Genomic DNA, 25,053 nt, shown 5'->3' with positions numbered 1-25,053 from the left:
CAGGAGTTGGCATGGAGCCGATCATTCAGGTCGAACGACTCACCAAAAAATTTGGGACCTTCCACGCGCTCGACGGCCTCAACCTCACCGTGGACCCAGGATCAATCCACGGCTTCCTCGGCCCCAACGGATCAGGAAAAACCACCACAATCCGCGTGCTCCTCGGACTCATCCGACCCACCAGCGGCACGGTGCGGGTATTCGGTGCCGACCCAGCGACGCAATCAATGACCATCCACAAACGCACCGCCTACGTCCCAGGCGACGTCGCACTCTGGCCCACACTCACAGGCGGAGAAACACTCGACATACTCGCCCGCACCCACGGCACCATCAACAACCCACTGCGCAACGAACTCATCGAGGCGTTCCAACTCGACCCGCGCAAGAAAGTCAGCTCCTACTCCAAAGGCAACCGCCAAAAAGTCGCCCTCATCGCTGCCCTCGCCACCAAGCCCGAACTGCTCATCCTTGACGAACCCACCACCGGACTCGACCCCCTCATGTACGCAGAATTTGCACACCGCGTCACCCAAGCCGCGAGTGCGGGCACCACAGTTCTACTGTCGTCTCACATCCTCAGCGAAGTCGAACACCTCTGCGACACCACCACCATCATCCGCGACGGCCGAACCGTCCAATCCGGCCCGCTCAACGAACTCCGCGCACTCGCGCACAACCGCGTCACCGCCCGAACCAGCGCACAACCCACCAATCTCGAAACGCTAAACGGCCTCACCAACATCACCATCACCCACAACGACACCACCTACACCACTACGTTCGACGCTGAAACCGACGCCCTCCCCACCGCCATCAGCTACCTGTCGTCCGCCACACTCGTCGACCTCACCTGCGCACCACCCACCCTCGAAGACCTCTTCCTCCGCTACTACAAAGACACCACCAGCGACGGAGGCGCACGATGACCGGAACCGCCACACTCCTACGCATCCTCCTCCGACTCAACAGGACCGCCCTGGTCCTCTGGGCCCTCATCCTGCCGACGTTGCTGTACCTCTCCGGCCTGTCCATCGCGGCCCTCTACCCCACTGCCCAAGACCGCCAGGCCTACGCCCAAATGGCGGAACTCATCACGGTGGAGACCGCATTCACCGGCCCCCGCAACGCGCTCCACACCCTCGGCGGAATCACCGTCTACGAATCCGGCTGGTTCCTTGCCCTCGGTGCCGCCATCGCCAGCATCCTCATCGCCACCCGCACCACTCGCGGACACGAGCAAACCGGCGTATGGGAACTCGTCAGGTCAGGCCAGATAGACAAGCACGCACCCCTCGCCGCTACCGTCATCCTTCTCGGCCTACTCCACAGCACCATCGGAGCTCTCAGCGTGGGCGCACTCGTGGCCGCAGGAACAGACGTACCCGGCGCTCTCACCTTCGGGTTCGCACTCGTGTGCATCGGACTATTCTTCGCCGCAGTGGCATTGGTGTCCGCGCAGATCACCTCCCACACCCGAGGCGCACTCGCCATATCCTTCACCGTCCTCGGAATAGCTTTCACACTCCGAGCGATCGGCGACACCGGACCTACCAGCCTCAACCTGCTCTCGCCACTAGGAATCGCCCAAGCCAGCAGCCCATTCGGCACCAACAATCCCCTACCACTGATCGCGCTTATCGCTTTAGCCACTGTCATCGCAATCGGCGCAGGATGGCTCAACGCCCATCGAGACCTCGGCGAAGGCATCATCACCGAACGCCCCGGACGACCAACTGCCAACGCTTTCCTCCTCGCTCCACTCGGCCTGCACATTCGTCTCGCTCGCGGCCGCATCCTCGCGTGGACCATTGGCACCGTCGCTCTCATGGCTGCTTTCGGCTCGATGACCACCAATGTCGACGAGATCGTGGCTAGCTCCGAGGCAACGGCCGACATTGTGCGCGCATTCGGCGAGGAGTCCTTCACCGCCGCGTTCTTCGTATTTGCGCTGCTTATCCTCGCGGCCTTCGCCGCCGCATGCGGAATCTCACTCGCACTACGGGTGAAAATCGATGAGGAAGAGGGTCGACTCGGGGCTCTTGCCGTTGCCCCTCGGCGCCGCAGCTACATCCTCGCCGGATACGTAGCCACCACCATCGGCGGCACGCTCATTGTTGTCATGACAGGTGGCGCAGCACTCGCCATTGGCTACGGCGCGGCTGGAGATGACTGGTCCTTGACTGGCGATATTCTGCGCGCAGCGCTGTCCCAATGGGGCGCAGTCGCGCTAATACTCGCGGTGGCTGTGCTTGTTGCGGCGGCAAGACCGTCCTGGTCACCGCTGGTGTGGTTCGGCTACACCCTCGCAGTGGTCATCGCCTTGTTCGGGCCCATTTTTGACCCGCCACAATGGTTGCTCGACACCTCACCGCTGCTGCACACCGCGGTGTTCCCAGCCAATGCCGCCGGGGTGCTCTTTGGTATCGCGGCGGTGGGCGTCATCGCAGCAGGGTTTGGCGCGTTCGCCCGCCGCGACCTCGGGTAGTTGCGCGGAAACTTGTGGTGATGTGACTACATCTGAGGTACCAAACTCACCACAAGTTTCCGGCCGCGGGACCAAACGGCCCCCGCGTGCGTCTACCACTGTGTGAACCCAGCCCCCATCAACCACCTGCTCGCCAACCAAGACGGAGTGATCACCCGCGCCCAAGCTCTCGCGGCCGCGCTCACACCCCGCCAAATACACCACCGCATCGCCACGAAACAGTGGTGCGCTCTCCACCGAGGCGTGTACCTCGAAGCCAACCGCAGCCACGCTCCCGCTGCGAGACTGCGCGCGGTCGTGTTCGCCGCCGGACGAGGTGCACATGCACACGGACCCTCCGCCGCCTGGTGGTTAGGGCTCCTCCCACATCCCCCACGAACGCACTACATCACCGTGCCTACACCACGAAAAGCCACCATCCGCGGGTGCAAGGTCCGTCGCCGCACCATCGCGACACCAGACACCACCACTACGCGAGGACTCACAATCACCGCCCTACCACTAACGATCCTCGACACCGCAGTGACCATCCCTGACGGCACCGCATTCTTGGACCGGGCCCTGCAACGGTGGACCACATTGGCGGACCTCACCGCCACCCACCAGCGCAACAAGGGCCGCCACGGGGCGCGAAAGGCCACCACGATGCTGCGCAACGCACGCACCGGAGGTGAGTCCGAGGCGGAAAGACTACTCATCCACCACTTGCGCAAGCACAAAATCCACGGCTGGCGGACTCAAGTGCAGGTGCGGGGATACTTTCTTGACATCGCATTTGAGAAACACAAGCTCGCTATCGAGGTGGACGGATGGGCCTGGCACCGAGATGTTCAGCGATTCACCTCGGACATGACTCGGCAGAATGTGCTGATCAACGAGGGGTGGCGGGTGTTGCGATTCTCGTGGCATCACGTGAATGCCAATCCCGATGCGGTGGTGCGCGAGATTCGCGAGGCACTGTCCCGGGGGTAACTTGTGGTGGTTTTGCCACACCACATGTGGGAAGTTCACCACAAGTTACCGCTGCCGATGTGACGAAAAGTCGACACTGCGTTATCGTCGTTGTCATGACTTCTAGGTCGTATTGGCGCTTTACACCGGCTCCGGGTGGAGCTGGTGGTCCTGTGCGCTGACCATCACCGTTCATCCGGAGCCCAAAGCTAGCGATTTTGCCTGCTCGCTTCCGTCCGTCTGCTGGCGGGCACCGGGATGAACTGTCCATGTGTGGCCGCCGAACTTAAGTAAGGAAGGCCCACAGTGTCACTTTTCGTAGGGGACGACACTCCCCCCACTCGAACTCAGACCAGCGACATTCATGTTCGCTCGATCTCACCTTTGCCGAACCCTTGCACGATCATCAAGGAGATGCCCCTCGGCGATGACCGCGCTCAACTGGTCAGCCGCTCACGCGACGAAGTACGGGCAGTGCTCAACGGTGACGACGACCGGCTGGTTGTCGTCGTCGGGCCTTGCTCGGTTCACGACACTGAAGCGGCCCTCGATTACGCTTCCCGCCTTGCCGTTGAAGCTGAGAAGCATCGTGATGATCTCCTCGTCGTCATGCGCATGTACTTTGAAAAGCCGCGCACAACCGTCGGGTGGAAGGGCTTAATCAACGACCCGGGTATGGATGAAACATATGACATACCCCGTGGTCTTCGGCTGGCCCGCTCGGTGCTGCTCGGTGTGCTCGATGCAGGTCTGCCCGTGGGATGCGAGTTCCTCGAACCCACTAGCCCGCAGTACATTGCTGACACGGTGACGTGGGGCGCTATTGGCGCTCGCACGACGGAGAGCCAGGTTCATCGCCAACTCGCATCAGGACTGTCGATGCCGATTGGTTTCAAGAACGCGACCGACGGCAATGTGCAAGTAGCGATCGATGGGTGCCGCGCTGCACGGTCGGCACAGGTGTTCTTTGGCTCAGACCCCGACGGGCACGCAGCGTTGGTGTCAACCACTGGCAATCCGGATACTCACGTGATCTTGCGCGGCGGTCGTAAGGGCCCCAACTACGCGGCCGACAATATTGCGGACGCGGTCAAGCTGTTGGCAAAGGCTGGCTTGCCGCAGTCGCTGATGGTCGATGCGAGCCATGCTAACTCGGGGAAAAGCCACATCCGGCAGGCTGAAGTAGCTACGGAGGTCGCGGCGATGGTTGCCGACGGAAACGCCGGCATTTCAGGGGTAATGCTGGAGAGCTTCCTTGTCGCCGGACGTCAGGAGCCGGGACCTGGCGAACTTGTGTACGGCCAGTCGGTGACGGACGCCTGCATGGATTTCGCCACCACCGCCACCGTGCTCGACACCTTGGCGAGCGCTGTCAGGTCACGTCGACAGCGCTTGGCGTAACCCTTCCTGGGTGGTCCTCGGGGTATCGCAGACGAACCCGCGGCACACATACGCTGTTGCGTGACCATCAACCGGTGGGCGGTCATGCAACAGCGGTGTGCTGTCGACTTCTGCGGCAACCACGATGGCACCTCCTGGCGCGCTACGTCGTGCGTCGCTAACAAGAGCGTCACCAGGCGAATCATCGGTTGCACTGACGACAACTTGAAGTGGGCCGTGCTGTGCGGCTTCCGCGACAGCAAACCAGTGCCCCGCAGAGCGTGGCGCTTGTTGAAGAGCAACCACTGCGCGAGCGAGGCTGCGCGATGCAGCTGCCGCGTACTGGTCAGTCTTGGCGGGATCCGTGACGACCGACAGGGCGAGTAGCGCCTCGGTCAGCGTGGATGCGCCCGATGGTGTGGCTCCGTCGAGTGGGTCGCGGGGCCTGGTGATGAGGGCGTCGGCGTCATCGGCGCTGTCGAACCAGGAACCTTCTGCATTCGGATCACTAAAATGTACTAGCGCTGTGTCAATGAGGTTCTCGGCTTCGCGCCGCCACGTGTCGTTGCCGGTGGCTTGGAACAGCGCGAGCAACCCCACTGCGAGCGCGGCGTAATCTTCGAGCACACCGGCTGCAGCACCGACAGTGCCGTCGAGCGATGAGCGCCGCAAACGCCCCGCGATAAGGTGTTGGTCCAGCAAATACTTGGCGGTGGTTTCTGCTGCCGCAATCCAGGTGGGCTTGTTGAAGGCTAGCCCCGATTCGACGAGAGCGGTGATGGCGAGGCCATTCCACGCCGTGACAACCTTGTCGTCACGTTCCGGTTGGGGCCGAGTGTTGCGGTGGGATAGCAGAGTGTTGCGGACGCGATCAAAGCGCTCGAAGTCGTCTGGGTCTTCGGGCAACTGCAAGACGCTGGTACGACCTTCGAATGTGCCTGTGGTTCCGACGTCAAAGAGGCTGGCCGCCCACATTCCGTCTTCCAACCCGAGTGTGTCAATCAGTTCTTGCGAGGTCCACACATAGGTGAGTCCTTCGACTCCCTCTGTATCGGCATCAAACGCGGATGCGAATCCACCGTGCTCCGTCCGGAGATCGTGCAGGAGAAATTCTGCCGTCTCGGTGGCGATGCGGGTAGCGAGCGGTGACGAAGTAACCCTGGCGAGGTGCGCGTAAGCCCGCAATAGCAAGGCGTTGTCGTAGAGCATCTTTTCGAAATGCGGCACGACCCATTCGGCGTCAACAGAGTAGCGGGAGAATCCACCAGCTAATTGGTCGTAGATTCCTCCCCGCGCCATTGCCTCGGCGGTACGCTCCACTGTTTCGAGATAGTTCCCGGTGCGCTCGTAATGGCGCAACAACGCTTCCATGATTGCTGCCGGTGGGAACTTCGGTGCCGCACCAAACCCACCAAAGGCGATGTCTTCGTCCGCGATGACGCGGGAAGCCGCAGCATTGAGGAGTTCTGGTGACAGGGAACGCTCGGTCTCTGGAAGTGCCTGTGTGTTTCGTTGTAAGGCTTCAGTGACTGCGCTTGCTGCGTGGTGTACTTCGTCGCGCCTGTTGGCCCAGGTGTCATTGATGGCGCCCAAAAGTTGAGTGAAGGTAGGCATGCCGCCGCGGGGCTGCGAAGGGTAATACGTTCCGCAGTAAAACGGTTCACCACTGGGTGTGAGGAAGCACGTCATTGGCCAACCGCCCTGGCCCGTCATGGCCTGCGTGGCGTTCATATATACGGCATCAATGTCTGGACGTTCTTCACGGTCGACCTTGATGCAGACAAAGTGTTCGTTCATGATGTCGGCGGTGGCAGCATCCTCGAATGATTCGTGGGCCATGACGTGGCACCAGTGACACGATGCGTACCCCACCGACAGCAGGATCGGTACATCGCGGCTCTTAGCCCAATCAAGCGCCTCCGCGCCCCATTCTTGCCAGTGCACCGGATTGTCGGCGTGCTGACGGAGATAGGGGCTCGATGCGTCACCAAGCACATTGCGATGCATCGACGAGTCGGACGTCACTGGCTTTGTTCCGAATCCACGCCGTCTTCAAGCGGAACCGCACCCTTGTCGGTGCCTTCGTCGATAGCCTGATCAGGTTCTGGATGTTCGCGCTCGAAATTCTCAGGCAAGTTGTTGAGATGCTTGTTCATGGAACGAATGAGGAAAAACAACCCAATCGCCAGGGCCAAAATGATGACCGCCGCAACCGGGGACGCTTTGCCGAACTCCGGACCGGTGGGAGTGACTCCGGCCTGGGCTAGCACATCGATACCACCGGCAACTGTTTGCGAACTCAATGACAACAGGTCGGACGCGTAGGTGGCCACTAGTGGTTGCGCTCCTTCGGGTGCGGCTTCGTTTCAGGTGTTAGACCTGCGAAAAGGTCAGTCTCAGGGATCGCGGTCTTCACTCGTGTGTGCGCGAGTTCAAACTCTTCCGTTGGCCACAATCTCTGCTGCATCTCGAGCGGCACAACGAAGAACGGTCCATTCGGGTCAACCTGTGTGGCATGTGCGCGCAACGCTTCATCCCGCACTGGGAAGAATTCGCCGCACGTGATCTGGGTCGTTACCCGCCCCATAATATCGCCTTGCCGTGGCTTCCAGTTCTGCAGCCATGTGGTGTAGGGACTCTCAAGCCCCCGCGCGAGGAAGTCGTCGTGGAACGACTGCATGCGGTCCCGGAGGAATCCATGTACGTAGTAAATTTTTGACGGTTCCCACGGTTCCCCAGCGTCAGGGTATTTCGTCTCATCGCCCGCAGTCTTGAACGCAGCCATCGACACTTGGTGACACATGATGTGGTCCGGGTGCGGATAGCCGCCATTCTCGTCGTAGGTAATCATGACGTGAGGACGGAAGTCTCGAACGACCTTCACCAGGGCTTCAGTGGCGACGTCAAGAGGAACCCGGGCAAACGCATCGTCGGGAAGCGGCGGCAGTGGGTCCCCTTCGGGCAGTCCCGAGTCCATAAACCCGAGCCATCGATGCTGGACACCTAGGATCGCAGCAGCACGGGCCATTTCTTCCCGGCGCACCTCGGCGATGCGATCGTGAACGCCCGCGGTGTCTAGCGACGGGTTCAAGATGTCGCCCCGCTCACCACCTGTGAGGGTCACAACCATGACTTCGTGGCCCTCTTTTGCATAGCGCGCCATCGTTCCCGCGCCTTTGCTGGCCTCATCATCAGGATGGGCGTGCACCGCCATGAGCCGAAATCCGCTCATGATTCCTCCTCTGCTTGCCCAGCAACCAGCATCGCACGCGCGTTGCACTGTCGTTTTACCACGATCCCCCACTCATTAGGTGACCGCAACTTTCGCATTCATTATTGCGGTCCCCATTATTCCCGCCACGATTGCCTTACTCACAAGGCGCCCTGCACAGAAACAGCTATAGACCAAGATACGTGCCCACACCAACATCGCGAACACCGACAACAGCAGACTATTGTGTGGCAAGACATCCACTATGCCCGCTGGCCTGGTGGCTGGCACTTCTGCGGCGACACCAAAGGAATAACGCATGACTTCCGGGAACTATTCAGCAGCCTCGCGTTACCCGACCCGAAACACGAAACCCAAACCGCGCTGGCTCATCATTGTGGTCGCCGGGGTCTTTGCTGGCGTAGTCGCGACAATCACATTTGTCGGGTATCGGCCTGTTACGTCAACGCCGATCACGGCCGAAAGCCTTGCATACGAGGTCATTGACGATCAGACAATCAACATTCGCTTCAAAGTTGTTCGCGACGATCCCAGTGATGATGTTGTGTGTGTTGTGCGGGCCCGTTCTCGGGATGGGTCTGAAACAGGACGCCGCGAAATATATCTGCCACCGTCGGAGTCGGCCGCTGTGGAACTGACGACGCACATTACGACGTCGCAGGCCCCGGGGATGGCTGAAGTGTATGGCTGCAGCGCGAATGTTCCCGACTATTTGTTGCCGTGACACGATGATCACTTGGGGAGGCTGTCAGACTCGCCCATTCTTGGCGGAATCGCTGCTCTAGCTACGGTTTACCGTTCATTGTCCCGCTGTACACCCGTTCGACGTGTATCCTTGATGCACACGGCCCTGCACGGGCCGTGTACGCGCATGTGGGGGCTTGAACCCACAAGGCATGGCGGGTAGCCGACAAGGACGCTACGCCGCCCGGCTTAGGCTGCGTGCATTGCGCACCAGCCGCAGTACAAAGGAGTGACCGACCATGACCGACACGAAGGTGACCTGGCTGACCCAGGAGTCGTACGACAGGCTCGATCGTGAACTCCAGACGCTCATCGCCAACCGGCCTGTCATCGCTGCGGAAATCAATGCTCGCCGTGAAGAAGGCGACTTGCGCGAAAACGGCGGGTACCACGCCGCGCGTGACGAGCAGGGGCAGCAGGAGGCACGGATCCGGCAGCTTCAGGAGCTATTGAATAACGCCAAGGTTGGTGAGGCGCCTACAGAGTCCGGTGTCGCACTTCCCGGCTCGGTTGTCACGGTCTACTACGACGGCGACGAATCCGATTCCGAGACCTTTCTTATCGCTACCCGCGAGGAAAGCACCGCCAACGAGAAGCTCGAAACGTATTCTCCAAGTTCTCCACTCGGCGCGGCACTGATTGACGCCACTGTTGGGGAAACGCGGGAGTACAAGCTTCCCAACGGCGGCACCATGACGGTGACCCTCGTCAAAGCGGAGCCTTATCACGCTTAGTGATTTCACTGAACTGATGTGAGGCCCCCAGCAAAAAGGTTGGGGGCCTTCGCAATTCTGTACACAGCAATTCCGTACTCATTGGCGTGATCGCTTTTAGCTTGCTGTTCTACTTCCCCACTCGCCGCTCGGTGCTTTACCAATCATTGATGGTCTCCACTGCGCGGAACCACAGCGGCGAGTGAATGGAAGATTCCTAGTTAGCTGATCATTGCTCGTAGCTGGGGCTCGTCAAGAATTGTGATGTGCCGTCCGGCGGCGATATGCTCGCGCACCTTGCGCTCTTTACTCGTTTCGATGGGTGTGCCACTGTTGTCCACCCATGTTCCTTTTACTAAGACCGTGGTCCGGCGAGTGACATTAAGTTCGGGTTTTCCGCCGAATCGCGCAACCACGTCCCATAGTTCTTCGCGGGTGAAGTGACTGAACTCGCCTGTTACCACCACTGTTTGCCCGAATAAGGGGTGCCCGGCATCTGCCTCGGAGTTTGGTTGAGGCATGTCGCTGGCTTTGCGGCTTGGTTGATGCCCTTGCCACGTCATTGTTGGTTTAGTCGATGCGCAAAGCGCGAGACCGTGTGGCGACAGTGATCCGAGCACTGTGTCGGTGGCTTTGGCGTAGTCCAGGAGCGTGCGCGAATTGCGCGCCCGCGCTAGTTGCGTCGCGATTCCGGCGGCAGCAAAAGCGTCTGCGGCAGCGTCATGGTGGTTGTCGAGGGTGACGCCAACGTGCTGTGAAATCGTGGGCAGCTTGTAATTCGGCAAACCCGGGATATCGATACGTGCCCAAACTAGGGTGCAGCCGAATTCGATATCTGGAACACGAATTCGGGAGGCCTGGCATGCGTCCCTCAACGCCGTCATATCGAACTTCGCGTTGTGGCACACCACGGGGAGGTCACCTGCAATGGCACGAAATTCTTCGAAGCGATCCCCGAACGCTGGTTCCCGAGCGACATCGTTTGGGCTGATGCCGTGGATGGCGATGTGCGCGGGATCAAACTGCTCCAGTCCTGGCGGTGGTGTGCACAGCAGGCTGTCGGTATGAACCACGATGCCGTCACGAACAACGGCGTACCCCAGCGAACAAATGCTGCCCCATGCGCGGTTGGCTGTTTCCACGTCGAACGCAACAAAGCTCGGTGCGGCCAGTCGCGTTTGTGCGACGGTTCGTGTAGCCCCCGGCACGAATGCTGGAGCTGCATCTGACGGTGCGATATCGGCAACACCATCGTCAAACAACGACCCCTGCTGCGGGGTGTTATCCCGTCGAGCCGTCATCGTCACTCCGTTTCTGTTTCATGCTTCTGGACAATGACGATAGCGGACGACTCCGACATTTCTGCCGCACAAGTTCTCAGTCGTCCGCAGCATCAATTAGGGAACGTAGCTGCTCCCAGGCCGTCACAATGTCAGCCTTGTGCGCGGCGATGACTGATGCCGGGTCGCGGAGCCGGTCGTCGTCGCCGTATTCGCCCTTGAGAACAAGGTTTACCGGCGCATCAACGAGCCTGGTCTTGACCCTTCCGAGCACATGGCGGAGTTGATCGTAAGAATGCTTACCACCACCGCCGCCGTAGCTGATGACAAGGCATGGTTTGTCGGCCCATTCCTTGTACAAGTAGTCAATCGCGTTCTTCACTGACGCTGGGTATCCCCAGTTGTACTCGGGGGTAAGGACAACAACGGCTGAGGCGCCGACCACCATCTCAGACCACTTGATGGTGTGGTCGTGGGTGTATTGCCCGAGGGCGGGCATCTTCGGTTCGTCCAGCAGCGGTAGGTTAATTTCCTTCAGGTCCGCGACGACAATGCCTGGGCCGCCCTCCCCCTCGACCAGTCGGATGATTTCGTCAGCCAACTGGTCGCCAACACGGACGGGACGGGTACTGCCAATGATGAATAGAATCTCGCCTGTCATCCCGCCAACCCTAGTCACTGTGAGCGAGTCCGTCACCGTGGTAGCCCCGAACTCAACTCAGCCGTTCCGCACCAACCGCAACACACCAGCTATGCGAGTGCCTGGTCGATATCCGCGAGGAGGTCAGCACTGTCTTCGATCCCGACAGACAAGCGCACCAGGTCGTCAGGAACTTCCAGCACCGATCCTGCGGTCGAAGCGTGCGTCATCGCGCCGGGGTGTTCAATGAGCGATTCCACGCCGCCAAGAGATTCAGCAAGAGTGAACACTGTTGTTTTCGCGCAGAAGTCGAGCGCTGCTTGTCGGCCGCCAACTAGGCGAACAGAAACCATCCCGCCAAAACGCTTCATCTGCTTTGCAGCAACTTCGTGCCCTGGGTGTTCAGGCAATCCGGGGTAAAGAACATGCGAAATCGCCTTATGCCCGGTGAGGAAGTCCACGACCTTTTCGGCGTTGTCGGAGTGCCTATCCATCCGAACGGCGAGGGTCTTGATGCCACGCATGGTGAGGAACACGTCGAACGGGCCGGGTACTCCGCCTGCGCCGTTCTGTAAGAATGCAACGTCCGCGTCAAGTTGTTCGTCCCGCGTCACAATCGCGCCACCAACGACGTCTGAGTGCCCACCTAGGTACTTCGTCGTCGAGTGAAGGACCACGTCGGCACCAAAGTTCAACGGCTGCTGCAGGTAAGGCGAAGCGAACGTGTTGTCGACAACAAGCTTGGCGCCCGCAGCGTGCGCAATTTCCGCAATTGCCGCGATGTCGCCAACATTCAGCAGCGGGTTCGTTGGCGTTTCGATCCACACCAACTTCGTTTCCGGCCGAATAGCCGCCCGAATGGCGTCGAGGTCAGTAATGGGCGCGGGCGTATAGCTAATCCCCCACTGCGTGAAGACCTTGTCGATGAGGCGGAAGGTGCCGCCGTAAGCATCATTGGGGATGACGAGGTGATCGCCGGGACGCAACGTCGCACGCAGCAACGCATCAGTCGCTGCCATGCCGGACGAAAATGCCCGACCATGCGTGCCCTGTTCAATCGCAGCCATGTTTGCTTCGAGAGCTTTCCTGGTGGGATTTCCGGTGCGGGCATACTCAAACCCGCCGCGCATCCCGCCCACACCGTCTTGGGCGAATGTTGAACTCGCGTAGATAGGAACATTCACCACACCGGTCTGAGGATCGGGATCAAAGCCCGCGTGGATGGCCGTGGTCGAAAAACCCTGCTGCTCACTCATGCCCCTCAGACTAATGCCGATGACAGACAAATTTCGACCGGGCACCTGTGCTTGTGCGGATTTGTCGGCGTACCGTGCAGTTAAGAGGCCGCAAAGACAGGGGGTGGGATGATGCAGTTTCGCAATGTCGCCATCTACGTGGGGCTCGTCGTCGCAGCAGCATTTGGTGTGCTCATCGGCACCGCGGTGACCATTCCCGGCGGCTGTGTCATCACCGATCCGTGTGCAGACACACAACGCACCATCATCTTGTTTGTGCCTACTGGGTTGATTTTTCTTGGAGTTCTCGGTGCGGTGCTGTTTACGTTGCAGTGCTGGCGCAACGGTGACGAATGGAGGCGCTGGTTCGGTGCCGTCTGGTTCCTACTAGCGCTGGTCCTGGTCGTCATGTCAATGTCCGCCGGTGTGCTCACTCGGTAGTTGCACACCTAGCTCGAACGCGGCGACCCTACAAACGAGTCAATCAGTGAGTTGACCATCTGAGGTTGCTCCAAGTGAAAGAAATGGCCTGCTCGCTCGATTGTGGTGACGTCACTCCCCCGCGGCAACACTGCGAGACTGTGGGCGTTGAGCTCGGCTCGAATGCACACATCATCCGCACCATGCAGACACAATGTCCGCACCTTGGGCTTGCCGAATACACGACGGCGCTCAGCCGAATACTCTGCGCTCTTGTACAGCGGGTTCCACAGAGCGCGGTAGTAACTCAAAGCAGCTTTCTTATGCGCAGCCGTGGGAAGCGCTCGTCTAATGTGCCCGAGGTCCTGCGTGTAGTCGTAGTCAGGCGCCCACCTAGCCCACAGAGTTTCGATCAACTTATCCGTCAGCAGCGGCGTCTGGGCAACCAACATGTACCAACTTCGAGGAAGCTGCCGAAGCCAAACGGGTCCATTCTTAACGAACACTTTCGGCGGCCATGCTTGCGCAGTAAGTGCAGCCAACGGAGGCACAGCCATAAGAACAGCAGCGGAGAACTTCCCAAGAGCCGTACTCGCGACACCGGACGCAACAGCCGAACCCCAATCATGGCCAACAACGATCGCCTCGTCAGTACCGTTGAGCGCGCCATAGATATCGATGACATCGCTCACAAGCGCAGCTAGTTCATAGTTGCCGTCTGGTGCAGGCCCAGTGGGTGCGTATCCACGACTAAACGGCGCAACGACATGCCAGCCCTGTTCGCCCAGATGAGGCCCAAGATGGCGCCAGGTATGAGCCGTATCCGGGAAACCATGCAGCAAAATCGCCAAGGGCCCATCGGACGGACCCCACTCAAGCGCAGCCACTGAATGCGTCGGAAGATCAATAGTGATGGGTCGCGGCGTTGCCATCGCTACAGCATGGCACGATCAGTCGAAAGTGAGGCGTGCGGACATACTCGGTTAAGGCAAGACGGTATTTACCGCGTCACCGACGCAAGCAACCTGCCACAGAAACGGGGCTGGATGGAGATGGTAACGGGCAAGGAGGGTTCCGAAGGCGCTGAGCTGGAGATCCAGCGGATGGTTCTCCCCATGTCTGGCTTGCTCATGCTGTGGCGTGAAGACGGTGCCAGCCAGGTAGCGCGTGAATCTGAACTCCCGATGCTGGAATCCCAACCCGACGGGCTGATGCGGCGGCCCCTGCCGCCAAACTGCTTCAAGCTCAACGCAGAAAACCTTGCCGATATCCCTGGAAGCTCGTGGTGAGTCGTCTATGGCAACGCGGAACCCGACGTCGAGGTTTCTGCCACCTTGGGTGACGGTGGACCGATTGACGTCTATCGGCTGGGCAATGTCTGGGCATGTGAATGGACAGGCAACCCACGGACCACGGCCTACATCCGACGGTCGGACCGAGACGACGTAATGGATGTCGCTCCATGGAAGCTGGAACTTCATTTCTAATGAGTCAACCCTGGCTCCCGGTCTCGGTTGAGAACCAGGTTTAGTGTTCGGGCCGAGCGGAGTGCCGTGGTCGAACCGGTCGAGGAGTACGGGATGGAGGAGAAGTTGAGCATCGCAGAGGACTTGTTGACAGGACCGCGTGGGCGTCGACTGCTGCTCAAATTCGCGTTGGAGGCCGAACGAGTCCATGGTGTCAAGCAGGGCCGCGACTCACTGCGTTACGCAGTCGTTCGGGCGTCACATCATCTCGAGCCCGGCCAGGGTGCGGTGTACAGGTCCGGCGCAGAGTCCGTGTGGCGAACCGTCATCACGCCGGAGGAGGTGGCCTACCGCCTGTCCGAGATGACGCTTCCCGCAGTAACACCGTCCATGCTTCGTTCGGCTCTCGCCGAGGCTGTCAACGCGGCACAGTACTGGCAGAAACCCGAGGGCGAGGACACCCTCGCCGCTACCGAGCCCGTGCAACGCGAGCTCGGACGGGTCGCCGAGCATATTGCACGATCACCCCACTCAGATTGGTGGACCACAGCTCTCGTCGCGACCGACCAATGGTCGGTGTGGTCGTGGGACGACGGCCGTCCGGACTATTTAGCCGGTCCCGAGTCGACCGAGGCTGAACGTCTTCGCAAGTGGCGTGAGCGCACCCGCGAGAACGAAGCACGGGCCGCACGTGACCCGATCTACAGCTGTTCCGACGGGTGGTGGTCGACACCTCCGACTCTGTTCTCGACACGACGGCTCTTCGATGGGGCACCTGCCTGCTTGTGGTTCGTCGAGGACGGCATGGGATGGAAACGGGCAGTCACGCGACAAGTCAGCGCCCCGGTTAACGCTCGTGTGTACGAGATAGACCGCGCGCAGGCATGGGCCGAACTGTGCCGACGGTTCCCCATCGAGGTCACCGCGCAGAAGCGAAACGACTGGTACCTGACCACCGGACGATCTGGACGATGGGTCGTCCCTGACTGGACACAAGTCGCCGACGAGTACGAAGGCGTGCATCTCACCGTGGCGGGGTACCTGGCGGCAGCTGGGACCGCGATCGATGCCACTGACGACACAGCGAGCGTCATCGCGGGATGGGCGCCCGACGAAACGTACTGGCTCACCGACTCGGCCACCAGCAACGGCGATTCCCGATCCTGGGTGTGCGACACCAGCGACACGTATCCGTTCTGGGACGAAGAACCGCAGTAGCCGCAGGCACTGCTCGCGTGCGCGCTGCGGGGAAGCCAGGTATTCATTGCAGGCGCTCCCGGCGGACAGCCTCTGACAAGGGGGACGCCAAGCGAAGTAGCCGAGAACCGTGACCGCGCATGCAGGAAGAATCCAACGGTGAGCGGACTTTCCGCAGATGCCGAATGTGGCTATCGATATCGTGGGACCGGGGTACAGCGTGTGCCACATCAATAGGTCACACAACAGATCCGGAGGCGCAGATCCATCCTGGTTGCACACCTCCAATAAGGTAATCGAGGACGACCCTTTCTACGTCGACGCAGATTTTGGCTATCTTCCTAATGATCGGAATGAGACGCGATGAACCGCACACGCCCCAGCAGCGAATCAGTGGGAGATACGACAGGACATCGCGCGTGTCTTAGCCCTCGCAGATCGACCATCATTGCGGCGATCGCACTCGTGTTACTCGCAGGCTGCAGTTCTGGTGAAGACCACAACGTAGCCCCAGTGACGCCAAATCATGAAACCCAAGAATCGGAGAACGAGGGAGAAGTGTTGGAACAACGGATTCAGCGCGGCGAAGGCGAATCCTTCGGCGCTTTCATGATCATGGACTGGCCCAAAGGTGGCCCGCCTAACATTCCTGGCGGAACCTGCATGGAGCCCGCAGTCAACGAGAAGGTGGTGTTCTTCTGCACAGGGGCCCAATACGGCTACATCTCTGTTGAAACGCAGGCGCTACATCACGCTCCCGAGCGCATCGAGTCCGGCTGGGAAGAGATCTTCGATGTCCAAGTGCAGTCCGAGACTGGGCTCCTTTTCTGGGGCAGCGGGGGCGGTGATATCTGGGACGGCATCAGCGAACCGCTGACCGCCGACGGGGCCGGACAGTACACCGTGAGGATTCATGCCCGTGGCCGCCTTGAGAACCAGGGTTGGATGGACAACGAGGTTGACGAAGACTATCTAATCCAAGTCTGGAAAACTGAACCTTAAACTCCGGAATGCGATCAGCGTTTACCCAAGGCCCAGATCATCGCGGGCCTCGTCGCACCTGGTAATGGGGGTTGAGACCGTCGTAACCGTGGCTCAACCCCCACGCTGGCAATCCGCCTAATTTTTCCTACACAAGACGGTGGCATTTGAGCCGTCTTCTTGTGGATGAGTGCGTACACGGGTGCCGGGTCGGTATCGATCACGATTCGTTGGGACCCATCGATTGTTGCGTAGCCGTTGGTGGGGCCGTAGATGTGTCGTCCAACACCGGAACTTCAGTTTCTTCCTATGTCACTGCCGAGCGATGTGGGTGATCGCTTCTAATTGTGCGCATCGACTGTAGCGGAGGAAATATGCTCCACAGGCATACGTGTATCCACGAATCCTTCCGACCCGCATCAAATTCTGATAACGCGTTCTGCCTGCTATGTCGCGCATGTCTGGTTGCTGATTGCAGTGACATGAGGAGCAGACATGACAAATTCTCGACCACCACCAGCACAGCGCTCGCGCAGAAAGGTGCTCCCTCGCGCTACTGGCCTGCGCGATGATCGCCGCCACCCCAACTCTGGCGGGGGCGCAACCCACATCACCTTCCCCGTCCCCGTCCCCGGTAACCCCATAGTCCAGGCCCCCGGCGCACCACACCAAGGAAAACCTGCGCTTTCTGAGTCCCCGCGCACAACGAACCAGGCGCAGCGAGACCAGGAAACCACCGCGGCCCCAGGCAACTCCGAGCAGATCCCACCATCAGTAGCCGAGTCGGAAGGCATGCCTTTCCCGAGCGCGCTGACCGCACCCCCGTCTCCTCTGCCCCCGGTGTGCAACTCGAACGCCAAATCACCCCCGGACTCGACACTGAGGTCCCAGCGAACGCTCGGGAGTTAGAGAACATCCCCACCGAACGCCAGCGCGCCCCCGGTCAGCAGCCACGATCCGAGCGTGAGGAAATCCCCGGCGGTTTCACCAACGCTGAAGCAGAATGTGCCGAACGACTCGAACTCGAGAGCGCCGCAATCGAGGATGCTTCACGGGCCCCGTCTGATATTCAGGGCACCGGAGCAGGGGCGGGGTGCGATGTGTACTAGCCCTCACCACATCTGGTGTGCGGGGCTATTGAAGACAGGTACAACGCTATGGGTGGGCCAAGCGCTACAAACCCATCCCAACCTAACCCTTGACTTAAGAACTGAACCGGTGTTCACTTCTTTACATGGCATACCGCCAAACACCCGCAGTCAAAGCCCGTCTCGCTCAAACGCGGGAGGATATCGTCGCCGCAGCGACTCACCTTGTCCACGAATATGGCTACGCAGGGTGCGCGATGAGCGCGGTTGCGGAGCGTGCAGGTATCGCCACGGGAACGATCTACCGCTTCTTCCCCAGCAAAGGCGAATTGTTCGCGGAGGTTTTCCGCACGGCCTGTAGCCGGGAAGTTGCCGCGGTGACGAACTCGGCAACACGAGAGTCCGACCCGGTCAACGCTGTCGTCGCCGCCATGGAAACCTTTTGTTACCGGGCGCTCTCTGATCCCAAGATGGCGTACGCACTTCTCGCCGAACCTGTCGACCCGCTGGTCGATGAACAGCGCCTTCAGTTCCGCGCCGCATTTTCCGCCCTGCTCGCCACGGGAATTATCGAGGCGATTAAAGCCGGGAAGATTCCACCGCAAGACCCCCAACTCACTTCCGCAGCCATTGTTGGTGCGGTTGGTGACGCACTCATTTCTCCCCTGGGCCACCGCACACCCGCACCTGAAGTCGTTCCCCAACTTCTTACGTTGATCCGCCGCGCCATCGGCAGTTAGGCAAGCTCATGACCACCCACGAAGTGTTCAATCAAGTCCCACCGCTCGTTGATTACAACCCAGCCGATTACCCGGCTTTGCTTGACGCTCTCGCTCTCGCCGATGCAACGGATGGTGTGTCTGAACTCCAAGCAATAGGAGCCATCGCGGGTAGCGCGGAGACTCAGCAACTTGGTGATCTCGCCGAGGCTCACCCGCCGGTTCTCAAAACGCATGACCGCTATGGCAATCGGATCGACGAAGTTGTGTATGACCCGAGTTATCACCAACTCATGCGTCACGCCATTGGTTTTGGCATGCATGGCACACCGTGGTCGGAGACTCGCCCGCACGCCCACCTCATTCGTGGGGCGAAGATGCAAATCTGGGGCCAGGCCGACCCTGGCCACCTCTGCCCTATCTCGATGACGTACGCAGTGATACCGGCGTTGCGGACTACTCCCGAACTAGCGGCGCTCTACGAACCTGGGCTCACCTCCACTGAGTATGACTTCGGGTTGCGCGCCCCTTTGTCGAAGAAGGGGCTCATCGCTGGGATGTCGATGACGGAGAAACAGGGCGGCTCCGATGTGCGTGCGAATACCACCACCGCAGTACGGCAGAGCGATGGAACGTACCTGATTACCGGGCATAAGTGGTTTACCTCCGCGCCGATGTCGGACCTCTTCCTCACTCTCGCCCAAACCAGCGCTGGGGTGACGTGTTTTCTTGTGCCGCGCGTGCTTCCCGATGGCAGCCGAAACCCGTTTGCACTGCAACGACTCAAAGACAAGCTGGGCAACCGGTCCAACGCGTCCAGCGAGGTTGAGTACTCAGGCACTGTCGGTTTTCTCGTTGGTGAGGAGGGTCGTGGGGTGCGCACCATCATTGAGATGGTCAACATGACGCGCCTTGATTGCACGCTTGCCACGGGAACGCTCATGCGTGTCGGTGTTCAGCAGGCTGTTCACCACGCGACGCACCGAAAGGCTTTTGGCGACTATCTCATCGACCAACCTTTGATGCGCAATGTCCTCGCCGACCTGGCTGTTGAGGCTGAGGGTGCAACTCTTGTCGGTCTGTGGCTTGCCCACCTGACAGATCTGACTGATGGTCGGTCCCAAGCGTTGCGGCGTATCGGACTTGCCGTCAGTAAGTATCACGTGTGTAAGCGAGGGCCGGTTCACGCAGCCGAAGCGCTGGAATGCCTCGGCGGAAACGGTTACGTCGAAGAATCACGGATGCCGCGCCTATACCGGGAGGCTCCGTTGCTATCAATTTGGGAGGGGTCGGGAAATGTTGCGGCGCTGGACATGCTCCGAGCGCTAGCGAAGCAACCCGAAACGCTTGAGGTGTTTTTCGACGAAATCGCACAGGCGAACGATCCTCGGGTGACTGCCGCTCTCGCTGAACTCAAGGATCAATTCGGCGACTTCGAGACGATGCAGTATCGCGCTCGCACGGTAGTGGGACAGATGGCGCAACTTCTTCAAGCGTCACTGCTTGCCCGCTACGGGAATCCGGCTGTTTTCGAGGCCTACTCGCGCAGCAGACTCGGACGTGAACACGGAGATGTGTTTGGCACCTTGCCCGTTGGCATCGACACTTCCACCATCATCGATCGCGCAACAGCAAAGGCTGCTTCATGAGCATCACAATCGACAAGCAAGGACCCGTCACCGTTGTGACGATCAACCGACCCGAGGTCCGCAATGCCGTCGACCATCATCACGCCGCAGCCCTCACGGAAGCGTTCGAGGATTTCAACGCTGATCCTGATGCCTCGGTCGCGGTGTTCACTGGGGCGGGTGGGCACTTTTGTGCCGGCGCTGACCTTAAAGCGGTAGCGCAAGGCGACATTAAAATTTCCCAACCTCACCAACCTGGGCCTGCTGGTATGGGTCCGACCAGAATGTTGTTGAACAAACCTGTCATCGCCGCAATTGAGGGGTACGCAGTCGCTGGCGGGTTGGAACTCGCACTCTGGGCAGATCTGCGGGTCGTTCATCCCGATGCAACTTTTGGGGTGTATTGCCGCCGCTGGGGTGTACCACTTATTGACGGTGGCACTGTTCGACTCCCCCGGTTGATCGGGCATTCGCACGCCCTCGACATGATTCTGACGGGCCGTTCTGTCGGCGCTGAGGAAGCACTTCGGATGGGTTTGGCAAACCGCATTGAGGCGGACCCTGTGCAAGCCGCGATCGAGTTGGCCACCCAGATCGCCGCGTTCCCCCAAACGTGCATGCGGCAGGACCGTTTGTCGAGCTACGAACAAGAATCACTCAGCATCGAGCAAGCACTCGTCAATGAATGGCAACGAGGCATGATTTCGTTCGCCTCGGACACCATTTCTGGCGCGGGTCGGTTTGCCGCGGGTGCAGGCCGCCATGGCAGCTTTGGAGGAAACAATGACTGACATACCGTTCGGCACGTCATCTGCAGGGTGGAGAACTAGTCCCAGCCCGTTGTTCGAGGGTCGCCCTGCTCCAGCTGATAGTGCGACGTACCCAAGCCTGACGTATGAGCGTGACGGGCGCGTCGCACGGATCATCTTCAACAGACCCAAGCATGGCAACGCCATCACCAAGGACACGCCTGTCGATCTCGCACACGCTGTGGAACGCGCGGACCTTGATCCGCGAGTGCATGTGATGGTGGTGTCAGGCCGAGGGAAAGGTTTCTGCGGCGGGTACGACCTCAACATTTTCGCTGAATCAGGCTGGGACGACAGTGGCCAGGGTCGTGAGGACAAGGGCCACGATGACCACAACCGTGAGGGCACAGTGTTGGATCCCGTGGTGCAAGCCCGCAATCACATTCCAGGTGCGGTGTGGGATCCGATGGTGGATTACGCCATGATGAGCCGGTTCAACCGCGGATTCGCAAGCCTCCTCCACGCCAACAAACCTGTGGTGGCGATGTTGCACGGTTTCTGCGTCGCCGGCGGCACCGATATCGCCCTGTATGCCGACCAAATCATTTGTGCGGACGACACCAAGATCGGCTATCCGCCTACGCGTGTGTGGGGCATTCCTGCCGCTGGTATGTGGGCGCACAGGCTCGGCGATCAGCGTGCCAAGCGTCTGCTGCTCACCGGTGACTGCCTTACGGGCAAGCAAGCAGCCGAGTGGGGACTTGCCGTGGAGTCGTGCCCTGCGGAGGAGCTACAGGCTCGCACTGAAGCTTTGGTGCAACGCATAGCTGCAATGCCAATAAACCAGCTGATGATGGCCAAACTTACGTTAAACAGCGCACTCATCGCTCAAGGCATTGCCAACTCGACCACCATTAGCACTGTTTTCGATGGGATTTCTCGGCATACGCGGGAGGGCTACGAGTTTCAGATGCGTGCCGCAACGGAAGGATTCAAACAAGCGGTGCGCGAACGCGATGAGGAGTTCGGCGATTGGGGAACCGCCTACTCGGCCCACCGCACGTCAGAAGTGAATGACACCGACAACCAAAGTTCATAGTTGAGGTCGCGCAGATCATCGGTCATTTCTTGCCGAATTTCGTCAAGCACCTCGACGGTGCGGCCGGTGGTTTGCGCACCAACAACATAATCAACTTCCACAACCAACTGGCCGCCCACTTTGGTACACCGCAAGACCATGTCGTCAAATGCGTAGCGTTGCTGAACTCCGTTCGCGCTGTCACGAACGCGCTGTTCAATGGGCGCGGCAGGAGCCATCATCATTACTTCACGAAAGCCCTGCGCCAGCAGTTTCACCGGCATTGCTAAGAACAGTAAACACACGATCGCGACCATCGCGGGATCAACGTATCCCGCTGCTGTGTTGTAGTCGCGTGCTTGAAGCACCATGGCGACGAGGAAGCCAATAAGCACACCCGCGCTGAGCACAGTGTCGAGCAGCCATTGCGTCGTTTCCGCGCGCAACAAGTCGGAGCGAACTGCCTTCTGCCGACGATGAAGGTGCATCGCCATACCTGCGCAGCCGAGTGTCGCAGCCCCCGCATACAGTGATGCCCACCCTGCGTTGACCTCGCGCCCGCCGTCGATTATGTCCATCACCGCGACGGTGAGCGCATATACGCACAGGGCACCGATTGCTGTTGCCTTCACGATGATCGTCAGCGGCTCCAGCACTACCCGACCAAACGGGAAGTGCTTGCTCTCACCTTTGCGGATGATCCGGAACGCGACGAGTGACATCAAGGACAACGCCACGCTGATCAGGGAATACAGGCCGTCAAACACAATCATCTGTGACTGAACGGCCAGGCCCCACACCAGCGCAAGAATCGCGAAACCAAGAGCCCCCCATACGGAGAACACGATCAAACGTCCGACTACTCGTGAATCATTCATCGGTTGTCAGATTAGCTGCACTGAACTAAACCGGCACGTCGACAGCGGCAAAGATCACTCGACACCGGTTTTATGTCATCGCCCCGGGGTTCAATATGCCCGCCGGGTCGAGTGCATCCTTGATTTTTCGCGTTAGCACCATGACGTCTTCGCCCACTTGGCCGGGTAACCAGGCCTTCTTCAACCGTCCCACACCGTGCTCGCCGGTGATAGTTCCGCCAAGGGAAATCGCTAAGTCCATGATCTCCCCAAAGGCCACATTTGCGCGCCGAGCTTCGTCGTGGTCCTCGGGGTTGTGCACTATGAGTGGATGCGTGTTGCCGTCGCCCGCATGCGCTATCACTGCCACCAAGACGCCTCGATCCTGTGCAATCTTCTGGATCCCCTCAAGGAGTTGCGGAAGCGCAGGAATTGGCACACCTACGTCCTCAAGCAACAGCGTTCCGAGTCGTTCGACAGCTGGGATCGCAAACCTCCGAGCAGCGGTAAACGCTGCACCCTCGGCCTCGTCGTCAGTTACGAACACCTCGGTGGCGTTGTGTTGGGTAAACGCTGCAGCCATGAAGTTCGCCTCGCGAGACCGATCAGCCCCAGGCGAATCAGACTGAGCGATCAGCAAGGCTTGGGCACTCCTATCCAGTCCCATTTTCACTGCGTCTTCAACCGCGTTGATGGCGGTCCCGTCCATAAACTCCAGCATCGCCGGGCGCATTACTTTAGTGATTTCCAAGATTGCGCCGACGGCGTCTGATAGTGAATGAAAGCCTGCTACAACAGTGCTCGCGGGCTGTTGCGGAGGCAGCAACCGCAGGGTTATTTCCGTGATGACACCAAGCGTTCCTTCGCTACCGACAAACAGCTTTGTCAATGACAGACCGGCCACGTCTTTTACTCGCGGGCCTCCGAGGCGTACTGCTGTTCCGTCAGCGAGCACAACTTGAAGTCCGAGTACATAGTCGGTGGTAACGCCATATTTCACACAACAAAGCCCACCGGCGTTTGTGGCTGCATTGCCGCCGATGGAACAGATTTCGAACGACGACGGATCGGGTGGGTACCACAGGCCCTCCGCAGCGGCGGCCTTCTTCACCTCGGCGTTGAGTAGCCCTGGCTGGACCACGGCGATGCGGGTCGTCGGGTCAATTGTGATGTCGCGCATCAATTCGGTGGACAGCACTATTCCCTCATTGACGGCGGTCGCTCCCCCTGAGAGGCCCGAGCCAGCTCCGCGCGGTACGACGGGAATGGAATGCCGTGACGCCCACCGCATCACTGCTTGAACATCGTTGGTGCTTCGTGCACGCACCACTGCAAGAGGGTGCCCCGCATCCGGGTCTTTTGCCCAGTCTCGGCGGTAGGAGTCAGTTATCGCAGGATCAGTCAGGATTGCCGAAGCTGGAAGTTGCTTTGCTAGTTCGCTGATCACTTCAGAGGTAGTCATCGGTGTGCCCGTTCGACGTCGGCAAAGGGACTTGGACGGAACCACCGTGGCACTGCATGTCTCAACTCCTGTGGACCATGGGTCTCAAGCGTGCCCCTCTTGAATGCATCTGACCAGCTGATATCACCGCGTCGCACCCGGACGAGTGCCCGGAGTTCGGCACTTAAAGTGACATCGACGCCGAAGCCGGGATCGTGCTGGCATACATCCGCCCCATTCTGGGTCAGCACCAACCACCAATCCTGCACGTCACTCACGACGTCTCGAAAGTGAATTTCGAGGACAACCCGTTGTCCAGGCAAAGCCTCCGTGTCGACGCTGCGATGCATATCCCACAACAGGAAGGCCGGGTCGAGGTCGTCGTCGGTAAGCGAGTCAATCCATCGAACCCCCCACCGCCCAAGCGCTTCGATGATGGGCCAAAACTCACGCCCGGCGTCGGTGAGCTGGTATTCATGACCACCATTAGTTTCGCGCCGCACGATGATGCTTTCCGCCTCAAGCTGCCGCAAGCGTTGCGACAACAATGTTCGAGACATGCGGGGAACACCGCGATGGATATCGTTGAACCTTGAGCTGCCAGCAAGGATTTCTCGAATGATCAGCACGGTCCATCGCTGATCTAATATTTCGGTCGCTTTTGCCACCGGACAGAACTGCGAATATCCATTGCCAGCCATCATGTGATCACCCTCTACCAGTACAACTTTTGCACTAGCCCGGGTCAAGAGTTTGAGCCAATCAT

25 protein-coding genes are annotated in these 25,053 nt (G+C 59.6%); 15 read left to right on the top strand and 10 right to left on the bottom strand.

What is annotated here, in order from left to right; translation table 11 throughout:
• The first annotated feature begins 11 nt into the window (after positions 1-11).
• The 4 genes from IEW73_RS10795 to IEW73_RS10780 all read left to right on the top strand — a co-directional run bounded on the left by IEW73_RS10795 (position 12) and on the right by IEW73_RS10780 (position 4,840).
• Positions 12-929 carry an ABC transporter ATP-binding protein gene (locus IEW73_RS10795; RefSeq protein WP_188674433.1) on the top strand — a complete coding sequence of 306 codons (918 nt, stop codon included), beginning with the start codon at positions 12-14 and terminating at the stop codon, positions 927-929.
• Entirely contained in the window at positions 926-2,488 is a 1,563-nt protein-coding gene (locus IEW73_RS10790; protein ID WP_188674430.1) for an ABC transporter permease, read from the top strand. Before IEW73_RS10795 ends, IEW73_RS10790 begins: the two co-directional genes overlap by 4 nt.
• 102 nt (positions 2,489-2,590) lie before the next feature.
• Positions 2,591-3,460, top strand: a complete 870-nt coding sequence (locus IEW73_RS10785) for an endonuclease domain-containing protein (protein WP_229675923.1) — start codon at positions 2,591-2,593, stop codon at positions 3,458-3,460.
• A 285-nt stretch (positions 3,461-3,745) separates the two neighbouring features.
• Positions 3,746-4,840, top strand: coding sequence for a 3-deoxy-7-phosphoheptulonate synthase (locus tag IEW73_RS10780; RefSeq protein WP_188674427.1), 1,095 nt, complete (start codon positions 3,746-3,748; stop codon positions 4,838-4,840).
• Here the strand turns inward: IEW73_RS10780 and IEW73_RS10775 are convergent.
• From IEW73_RS10775 to mca, 3 genes are read right to left on the bottom strand one after another with little or no spacing between them, the layout of a single operon-like run.
• Positions 4,817-6,826, bottom strand: coding sequence for a thioredoxin domain-containing protein (locus tag IEW73_RS10775; RefSeq protein WP_188675097.1), 2,010 nt, complete (start codon positions 6,824-6,826; stop codon positions 4,817-4,819). The two genes, IEW73_RS10780 and IEW73_RS10775, sit on opposite strands and share 24 nt — an antisense overlap.
• Before the next feature lie 14 nt (positions 6,827-6,840).
• Positions 6,841-7,152 (bottom strand): hypothetical protein, encoded by a 312-nt coding sequence (locus IEW73_RS10770; protein ID WP_372433580.1) that lies wholly within the window; start codon positions 7,150-7,152, stop codon positions 6,841-6,843.
• Positions 7,152-8,051 carry a mycothiol conjugate amidase Mca gene (gene mca, locus IEW73_RS10765; RefSeq protein ID WP_188674424.1) on the bottom strand — a complete coding sequence of 300 codons (900 nt, stop codon included), beginning with the start codon at positions 8,049-8,051 and terminating at the stop codon, positions 7,152-7,154. The genes IEW73_RS10770 and mca overlap by 1 nt, the downstream gene beginning before the upstream one ends.
• Positions 8,052-8,349: 298 nt before the next feature.
• Between mca and IEW73_RS10760 the strand changes: the two genes are divergently transcribed.
• Both IEW73_RS10760 and greA read left to right on the top strand, forming a co-directional pair.
• Positions 8,350-8,775: a DUF4307 domain-containing protein gene (locus IEW73_RS10760; protein ID WP_188674420.1), complete on the top strand. Its 426-nt coding sequence runs from the start codon at positions 8,350-8,352 to the stop codon at positions 8,773-8,775.
• Between the two features lie 259 nt (positions 8,776-9,034).
• Entirely contained in the window at positions 9,035-9,529 is a 495-nt protein-coding gene (gene greA / locus IEW73_RS10755) for a transcription elongation factor GreA (protein ID WP_188674417.1), read from the top strand.
• Between the two features lie 200 nt (positions 9,530-9,729).
• Here greA and IEW73_RS10750 read toward each other — a convergent pair whose 3' ends face one another.
• The 3 genes from IEW73_RS10750 to IEW73_RS10740 all read right to left on the bottom strand — a co-directional run bounded on the left by IEW73_RS10750 (position 9,730) and on the right by IEW73_RS10740 (position 12,684).
• Entirely contained in the window at positions 9,730-10,809 is a 1,080-nt protein-coding gene (locus tag IEW73_RS10750; RefSeq protein WP_188674414.1) for an exonuclease domain-containing protein, read from the bottom strand.
• A 76-nt stretch (positions 10,810-10,885) separates the two neighbouring features.
• A complete protein-coding gene (locus IEW73_RS10745) occupies positions 10,886-11,449 on the bottom strand; it encodes an NADPH-dependent FMN reductase (RefSeq protein WP_188674411.1) in 564 nt (187 codons plus the stop codon).
• An 89-nt stretch (positions 11,450-11,538) separates the two neighbouring features.
• The gene (locus IEW73_RS10740) at positions 11,539-12,684 is read right to left on the bottom strand and encodes a cystathionine gamma-synthase (protein ID WP_188674408.1); all 1,146 of its coding nucleotides are present in this window, start codon (positions 12,682-12,684) and stop codon (positions 11,539-11,541) included.
• Between the two features lie 108 nt (positions 12,685-12,792).
• Here IEW73_RS10740 and IEW73_RS10735 point away from each other — a divergent pair, with 108 nt between their 5' ends.
• Positions 12,793-13,104 (top strand): hypothetical protein, encoded by a 312-nt coding sequence (locus IEW73_RS10735; RefSeq protein WP_188674405.1) that lies wholly within the window; start codon positions 12,793-12,795, stop codon positions 13,102-13,104.
• Between the two features lie 8 nt (positions 13,105-13,112).
• On the opposite strand, the gene IEW73_RS10730 is transcribed toward IEW73_RS10735, so the two are convergent.
• Positions 13,113-14,015 (bottom strand): alpha/beta fold hydrolase, encoded by a 903-nt coding sequence (locus IEW73_RS10730; RefSeq protein WP_188674402.1) that lies wholly within the window; start codon positions 14,013-14,015, stop codon positions 13,113-13,115.
• A gap of 9 nt (positions 14,016-14,024) precedes the next feature.
• Between IEW73_RS10730 and IEW73_RS10725 the strand changes: the two genes are divergently transcribed.
• The 8 genes from IEW73_RS10725 to IEW73_RS10690 all read left to right on the top strand — a co-directional run bounded on the left by IEW73_RS10725 (position 14,025) and on the right by IEW73_RS10690 (position 22,010).
• Positions 14,025-14,372 carry a hypothetical protein gene (locus IEW73_RS10725; protein ID WP_188674399.1) on the top strand — a complete coding sequence of 116 codons (348 nt, stop codon included), beginning with the start codon at positions 14,025-14,027 and terminating at the stop codon, positions 14,370-14,372.
• A gap of 264 nt (positions 14,373-14,636) precedes the next feature.
• Positions 14,637-15,767: a hypothetical protein gene (locus IEW73_RS10720; protein WP_229675922.1), complete on the top strand. Its 1,131-nt coding sequence runs from the start codon at positions 14,637-14,639 to the stop codon at positions 15,765-15,767.
• A 492-nt stretch (positions 15,768-16,259) separates the two neighbouring features.
• The gene (locus IEW73_RS10715; protein WP_188674396.1) at positions 16,260-16,748 is read left to right on the top strand and encodes a hypothetical protein; all 489 of its coding nucleotides are present in this window, start codon (positions 16,260-16,262) and stop codon (positions 16,746-16,748) included.
• A gap of 821 nt (positions 16,749-17,569) precedes the next feature.
• Positions 17,570-17,836 (top strand): hypothetical protein, encoded by a 267-nt coding sequence (locus tag IEW73_RS10710; protein ID WP_188674393.1) that lies wholly within the window; start codon positions 17,570-17,572, stop codon positions 17,834-17,836.
• Positions 17,837-17,961: 125 nt separating this feature from the next.
• Entirely contained in the window at positions 17,962-18,555 is a 594-nt protein-coding gene (locus IEW73_RS10705) for a TetR/AcrR family transcriptional regulator (RefSeq protein ID WP_188674391.1), read from the top strand.
• An 8-nt stretch (positions 18,556-18,563) separates the two neighbouring features.
• Positions 18,564-20,183: an acyl-CoA dehydrogenase family protein gene (locus tag IEW73_RS10700; RefSeq protein ID WP_188674388.1), complete on the top strand. Its 1,620-nt coding sequence runs from the start codon at positions 18,564-18,566 to the stop codon at positions 20,181-20,183.
• On the top strand, positions 20,180-20,953 hold the full coding sequence (locus IEW73_RS10695; RefSeq protein ID WP_188674385.1) for a crotonase/enoyl-CoA hydratase family protein: 774 nt from the start codon (positions 20,180-20,182) through the stop codon (positions 20,951-20,953). Before IEW73_RS10700 ends, IEW73_RS10695 begins: the two co-directional genes overlap by 4 nt.
• Complete coding sequence (locus IEW73_RS10690) at positions 20,946-22,010, top strand: crotonase/enoyl-CoA hydratase family protein (RefSeq protein WP_188674382.1); 1,065 nt, start codon at positions 20,946-20,948, stop codon at positions 22,008-22,010. Before IEW73_RS10695 ends, IEW73_RS10690 begins: the two co-directional genes overlap by 8 nt.
• Here the strand turns inward: IEW73_RS10690 and IEW73_RS10685 are convergent.
• The 3 genes from IEW73_RS10685 to IEW73_RS10675 all read right to left on the bottom strand — a co-directional run bounded on the left by IEW73_RS10685 (position 21,956) and on the right by IEW73_RS10675 (position 24,991).
• The gene (locus IEW73_RS10685; protein ID WP_188674379.1) at positions 21,956-22,867 is read right to left on the bottom strand and encodes a cation diffusion facilitator family transporter; all 912 of its coding nucleotides are present in this window, start codon (positions 22,865-22,867) and stop codon (positions 21,956-21,958) included. The genes IEW73_RS10690 and IEW73_RS10685 overlap by 55 nt on opposite strands.
• Positions 22,868-22,937: 70 nt before the next feature.
• A complete protein-coding gene (locus tag IEW73_RS10680) occupies positions 22,938-24,308 on the bottom strand; it encodes an FAD-binding oxidoreductase (protein WP_188674376.1) in 1,371 nt (456 codons plus the stop codon).
• Positions 24,305-24,991 (bottom strand): winged helix-turn-helix transcriptional regulator, encoded by a 687-nt coding sequence (locus tag IEW73_RS10675; RefSeq protein WP_229675921.1) that lies wholly within the window; start codon positions 24,989-24,991, stop codon positions 24,305-24,307. The genes IEW73_RS10680 and IEW73_RS10675 overlap by 4 nt, the downstream gene beginning before the upstream one ends.
• Positions 24,992-25,053: the final 62 nt, after the last annotated feature.

The organism is Hoyosella rhizosphaerae, from assembly GCF_014643175.1.
In the GTDB taxonomy this organism is placed as follows: Bacteria; Actinomycetota; Actinomycetes; order Mycobacteriales; family Mycobacteriaceae; genus Lolliginicoccus; species Lolliginicoccus rhizosphaerae.
Note: the sequence above shows the minus strand (reverse complement) of the source record. Positions and strands in the feature narration are given on the sequence as shown.